General features: G+C 72.4%; 4 protein-coding genes. 1 reads left to right on the top strand and 3 read right to left on the bottom strand.

Going from position 1 to position 6,059, the window contains the following annotated elements; translation table 11 throughout:
* Positions 1 to 1,644 (top strand): KR domain-containing protein (locus tag ABZX30_RS37560; RefSeq protein ID WP_355942781.1); only part of this gene is annotated, 1,644 nt, incomplete at its 5' end.
* 134 nt (positions 1,645 to 1,778) lie between these two features.
* Here the strand turns inward: ABZX30_RS37560 and ABZX30_RS37555 are convergent.
* The 3 genes from ABZX30_RS37555 to ABZX30_RS37545 form a co-directional block, all read right to left on the bottom strand.
* Positions 1,779 to 1,985, bottom strand: a complete 207-nt coding sequence (locus ABZX30_RS37555) for a ferredoxin (RefSeq protein WP_355942778.1) — start codon at positions 1,983 to 1,985, stop codon at positions 1,779 to 1,781.
* Positions 1,986 to 2,034: 49 nt separating this feature from the next.
* Positions 2,035 to 3,210, bottom strand: coding sequence for a cytochrome P450 (locus tag ABZX30_RS37550; RefSeq protein WP_355942775.1), 1,176 nt, complete (start codon positions 3,208 to 3,210; stop codon positions 2,035 to 2,037).
* A 157-nt stretch (positions 3,211 to 3,367) separates the two neighbouring features.
* On the bottom strand, positions 3,368 to 6,059 hold a 2,692-nt coding region (locus ABZX30_RS37545), incomplete at its 5' end, for a type I polyketide synthase (protein WP_355942773.1).

Here is a 6,059-nt window from a genome sequence, read left to right as displayed (position 1 = left end):
GCGGATGCCGCCTGGCATCTGCACGAGCTGACCGCCGGCCTCGGGGTGAGTGCGTTCGTGTTGTTCTCCTCCGCCGGCGGGCTCGTCCTGGCGGCCGGACAGGCCAACTACGCGGCCGCGAACACCTTCCTCGACGCCCTCGCCGTCCACCGCCACGCCGGCGGCCTGCCCGCCACCTCCCTCGCCTGGGGACTGTGGGCCACCGCGACCGGCATGAATCAGGCCCAGGCGGACGCCGAGACCCGCATGGCCCGCCTGGGCCTCCCGGCCCTGCCCGTCGACGAGGCGCTGGACCTGTTCGACGCCGCGCTGGCCCGGCCCGAGCACCCGGTCCAGATCCCGCTGCGCATCGACACCACCGCGCTGCGGGGGCAGACGTCGGTTCCCGCGCTGTTGCAGGGGCTGGTTCCGCCGGTGCGGCGCAAGGCAGGCGGGGCCGCGCAGGCGGCTTCGCTGCGGGGGCGGCTGTCGGACCTGGACGACGCCGGGCAGACGCGGCTGCTGACGGAAGCGATCCTGACGTATGCCGCCTCGTTGCTGGGGCATGCCGACGTGGACGCGGTGGATCCCGAACGGGACTTCCTGGAGGCGGGTTTCGACTCGCTCAGCGCGATGGAGTTGCGCAACACCCTCAACGCGGCCACCGGGCTGCGGCTGCCGGCGATGGTCGTCTTCGACAACAAGAACCCGGCGGCTCTCGCCCGTTTCGTGCAGGGCGAGTTCCGTGCCGCCGCCGCGGCCGGGACGATCGGCGAGGAGGCCGGCGACGCGGGCCGGGCGGCGGCGGACGGTGACGAGGCGGCGGACACACTGAGCGCCCTGTTCCGCCGGGCCGTTCTCAACGGGCCCATGGCGAAGGCGTTCGACCTGCTGGCCGCGGTCGCCGACACACGCCCCGGCTTCGCGTCGGTGCGCGAACTGGACCAGGCACCGCCGCCGGTGAAGCTGGCCGACGGTCCCGGCACACCACGGCTGGTCTGCGTGAGCACGCCGATGGCCACCGGGGGTGTCTACCAGCAGGCCCGCCTGGCCTCGTACTTCCGCGGCATACGGCAGGTGTCGGCGGTCCCCGTGTCGGGCTTCGGCGCGGCGGAGCTGCTGCCGACGACCCCCCAGGCGGCCATCGAGGCGCTGGCGGCGAGCACCCTGGCGGCGGCGGACGGGCAGCCGTTCGTCATCGTCGGCTACTCCGCGGGCGGTCTGCTCGCCCATGTCACCGCGCAGTACCTGGAGAAGGAGGCGGGGACGTCACCGGCGGCCGTGGTGCTGCTCGACAGCTACCGGGCCGACACCGGCGGCAACGACCTGGACGAGGGCCTGGTGCTGCACATGCTGGACAAGGAGGCGACCCTCGGCCGGTTCGACAGCGACCGGCTCTCCACGATGGGGCGCTACGTGGAACTCGTACCGAGGCTGGTGACCGAACCGCTCCGGGCCCCGGTGCTGTTCATCCAGTGCACCGAGTCGTTCTCGCCGGACAACGCTCCCGCCGACACCGCGGCGCACGGGGAGGACTGGCAGGCCAAGCCGTGGGACGCGTCGCACGCCGTACGGACGGTACGGGCGAACCACTTCAGCATTCTGGAGGGGGCCGCCGAGGACACCGCGCGGATCATCGAGGAGTGGATCCGCACGCTGGGGTGACGGGCCGGACGGAGGCCGGTGCGTGGGTGCCGGGCCGGCGAGCTGCTCGCCGGCCCGGCACCCGCGTCGGGAACGCGGGGCACGCGAGAGCGCCCCTGCCCGGTGGGGGCAGGGGCGCTCCGGTCGTCCTCGCGTCAGCGGGGGTCGCCGTGCTCGACGGAGATCGCCGAGACGGGGCAGGCGAGGACCGCCTGGTCCACCGACGCCCTGTGCTCGGCGCCGGGGGTGTCGTCGGTGACCAGGACGAGGCCGTCCTCGTCGTCCTGGGTGAAGACGGCGGGCAGTGTGAGAACGCACGTGCCCGAGCCGATGCAGCGCTCACGGTCGGCATGGATTCGCACCGGTGGTTCCCTTCTTCGTGGCTCGGTCGTCCAGGGTCGCCGCCACGCGTCACCAGGTGACGGGAAGCGCGTCCAGTCCCTGGATGAGCGTGTACTTCTTGAACGGCAGCTCCTCCGCCGGCACCGCGAGGCGCAGCGTGGGGATCCGGGCGAAGAGGGTGTTGTAGACGATCTCCAGCTCGACCCGGACGAGGCTGGCGCCGGGGCACTGGTGGATGCCGTGACCGAACGCCGAGTGCAGGCCGATCTCGCGGAAGATGTCGAGGGTGTCGGGATTCTCGAAGACGCGCTCGTCGCGGTTGGCGGAGCCGTTGAGGGCGATGATGCCCTCGCCCTCGCGGATGAGGACGCCCTCGATCTCGATGTCCGCCGTGGCGGTGCGGGAGGTCGCGGAGTCGGCGATACTCAGGTAGCGCAGCAGCTCCTCGATGGCGTTCTTGGTCAGCGACGGGTCCTGCTTGATCCGCTCCAGCTGGTCGGGGTGTTCCAGGAGCACGCCGACGCCGAGGACGATCATGTTGGTGAGGGTGTCGAAGCCCCCGGATATGAGCATCCGCGCGAGAGCGACGACCTCACGGTGGGTGAGGGTGCCCTCCTCGCGGTTCTTCGCCACGACCCGGCCGAGCAGGTCGTCGGTCGGCTCGAGTTCCTTCGCCGTCACCAGCCTGTCGAGATAGGCGTCCATCTCCGCCATGGCCGCGCCGATTTCCTCAGGGGTGACGTCGCTGCGGACGGTACGGTCCGCGAAGTCACGGAAATGGGGGACGTCCTCCTTCGGCACACCGAGGAGCTCGCACAGGATGAGCGAGGGCACCGGGATGGCCAGCGCGGTCAGCAGGTCCACCGGGCCGCCCTTCTCCAGCATGGCCGTGATGTGCTCGTCCACGACCTCCTGGATACGCGGGCGCAGCGCCTGGACGCGCTTGACGGTGAGCTCGGGGATGATGGCCCGCCGGTGCTGGGCGTGCTGCGGCAGGTCCATCGCCACGAGCGGCGTCTGCATCGCGGCGAGGGCCTCCGGGGGTACCGGAACCTGCAGCGGATAGCCGGGGTTGACGAAGCTGGAGCTCATCTCCGACTCGGTCAGCACCCGCCGGACGTGCTCCTGCCGGGAAACAACCCAGACCTCTTTTCCGGAAACCGCGAGCCGCACCTTGAACACGGGCTTTTCGGCCCGCAATTCGGCGTATTCGGCAGGCGGCTGGAACGGGCACTTGCGTTCCATCGGAAAAAGCGGAGGCTCGGCCTCGGCATCTGCTCGCGGCGCGCCCTCACTCGTCACGGTCATGATTGGATTTCCTCTCGCTGTGCGAATCCATCTCTGCGCAGTATGTGGTTTCGGACAGTGGCCGGACATCCCCTATCGACCCCTAACCGGTCGCTCACTTGAATATCTCGAGTTCGCTGTCCAGGATGTCGAAGAGCTCGTCGGCGGACGCTGCCGCGAGATCGGCGTCCACGGTGGGCGCGTCGGTCTCGAAGAGCAGTTCGCACAGGTGGGCGGCGAGGTCGGTGGCGGAGGGGTGGTCGAAGATCAGCATGGGCGGCAGGTTGCGGCCGGCCAGGGTGACCATCCGGTTGCGCAGCTCCAGCGCGCTGAGCGAGTCGAACCCGATGTCCAGGAACCCCCGGTCGGGATCGATGGCCTCGAGGTCACTGTGGCCGAGCACCTCGGCGGCCGCTGCGCGCACCAACTCCAGCATGCGGCGGTCGCGTTCGGCGGCGGGCGACCCGGACAGCAGGTCGACGGCCGTCGCGGGCGCCGAGCCCGCGGCTTCGTGGCGGGCGGCCCTGCGGGCCGGGGCGCGCACCAGGCCGCGCAGCAGCGCCGGTGTCCCGCCGTCGCGGACGCGCAGCGCGGCGGTGTCGACGCGCATCGGGACGACGACGGTCTCGCCGGTCGCCATGGCGGCGTCGTACAGGGCGAGTCCCTCCTCGGCGGTGAACGCCGGAAGTCCCTGGCGGCGCATGCGTTCGAGGTCGGCCTCGCTGAGTTCGCGGCTCATGCCGGTGTCGATGCCCCAGGCTCCCCAGGCCAGCGAGGTGGCGGGCAGCCCCGCGGCACGTCGATGGGCGGCGAGGGCGTCGAGGAAGACGTTGGCGGCGGCGTAGCCGGCCTGACCCTGCGCGAGGACGAGACCGCCGGCGGAGGAGTACAGCACGAACATCGACAGGTCGCTGTCCCGGGTGAGCTCGTGCAGGTGCCAGGCAGCGTCGGCCTTGGGGCCGAAGCCTTCGTCGAGCCACTCCTCGGGCCAGGTGGCGACGAGGCCGTTGTGCACGACACCGGCCACGTGGACCACCCCGGTCAGCGGGTGCTCGGCGGGGATGCCGGCCAGCAGTTCCCGCAGCGCCGTGCGGTCCGATACGTCGCAGGCGGCGACGGTGGCCTGTGCGCCGAGGCCGGCCAGCTCGGCGACGAGGGCGTCGGCACCGGGGGCGTCGGGGCCGCGACGGCTGGTCAGCAGCAGGTGGCGGACGCCGTGTCCGGTGACGAGGTGGCGGGCCAGCAGGGCGCCCAGGCCACCGGTGCCGCCGGTGACCAGGACGGTGCCGTCGGGATCCGGCCGCCGGGTCGCCCCCGGCTGCTCCTGCGGTGCGGTGCCCGCGGTGATCCGCGCCAGGCGGGGCACTACGACATCGCCCGCCCGGATCGCCGCCTCGGTCTCTCCCGACGCAGCCACGCCGACCAGTGCCGTGCGGGACTCGGGGGTGCCGTCGACGTCGACGAGGACGAACCGGCCGGGGTGCTCGGCCTGGGCCGCCCGCACCAGGCCCCACACCGGAGCCGTGGCGAGGTCGGCGACCTCGCCCTCGCCGGCGGTGACGGCGCCCTGGGTGACGATCATGAGCCGGGAGTCGGCGAAGCGCTCGTCGGCCAGCCAGTCCTGTACCTGTCGCAGCACGTTCCGGGTGGTGTCGCGGATGGCGTCGAGGAGGTCTCCGCCGGCCGTGGGGCATGCGTACAGCACGGTGTCCGGCACGGTCTCGGCCCCGAGCGTGTCCGCCAGGGACAGCGGGGCCGCGTCGGTCTGCGCAACGGTCAGGGCGGTCCACTCGATGCGGAACAGCGACTGGTCGCCGGCCTGCGCGGACGAACGGAGCTGTTCGGCGGAGACGGGCCGGAAGGCCAAGGACCGTACCGAGGCCACAGGTGCGCCCGTGGTGTCGGCCAGTTCCATGCGGACGTTGCCGGGGGTCTCCCGCAGCAGGGCGACGCGCAGCGCGGTGGCGCCCACCGCGTGGAGGGTGACACCGCCCCAGGAGAACGGCAGCAGGGTCTGCTCGTCCCCGCTGTCCCCGAGGCTCAGCGCGTGCATCGCCGAGTCGAGGAGCGCGGGGTGCAGACCGAAGCGGGCCGCCTCGGGGTGCTCGTCCTCGGGCAGGGCGATCTCGGCGAACACGTCCTCGCCGCGCCGCCAGGCCGCCTTCAGTCCCTGGAACGCCGGGCCGTACGCGTAGCCCTGACGGAACAGCAGGTCGTAGATTCCGGTCACGTCGACGGACGTGGCGCCCGCCGGCGGCCACCGGGTGAGATCGGCCGAGGGCTCGGCGGTCTGCTCAGCGAGGGCGCCCACCCCGTGCAGCGTCCAGGGAGTGCCGGTCTCGGCGCCCGGGTCGCGCGAGTAGATGTGCAGGGTCCGCCGGCCGTCATCGTCCGGGCCGACGGACACCTGGACGTCCAGTCCGCCCCGGTCGGGCAGGATCAGCGGCGCCTGCAGGACCAGTTCCTCGACCGCGCCGTAACCCACCTGTTCGGCAGCCCTGGCCGCCAGTTCCACGAAGCCGGTACCGGGCAGCAGCAGGCTGCCGAGGACGTCGTGGTCGGCGATCCAGCGCTGGGCGTCGAGGGCAAGCCGACCGGTCAGAACGACCCCGTCCGTCTCGGCCAGCCCGACCGCGGCCCGGAGCACGGGGTGTTCCACGCCCTCCTGACCGACTGTGGACAGGCCGGTGTCGAGACCGGCCTGGTCGTCGGCCCAGTAGCGCCGGCGCTGGAAGGCGTAGGTGGGCAGGTCGACGCGGGTGGCGTCACGGCCGGTGAAGAAGCCGTCCCAGTCGACGCCCGCGCCG

The sequence above is a fragment of the Streptomyces sp. NPDC004542 genome (genome assembly GCF_040610035.1).
Lineage (GTDB): Bacteria > Actinomycetota > Actinomycetes > Streptomycetales > Streptomycetaceae > Streptomyces.
This window is presented reverse-complemented; position numbering and strand designations above follow the sequence as displayed.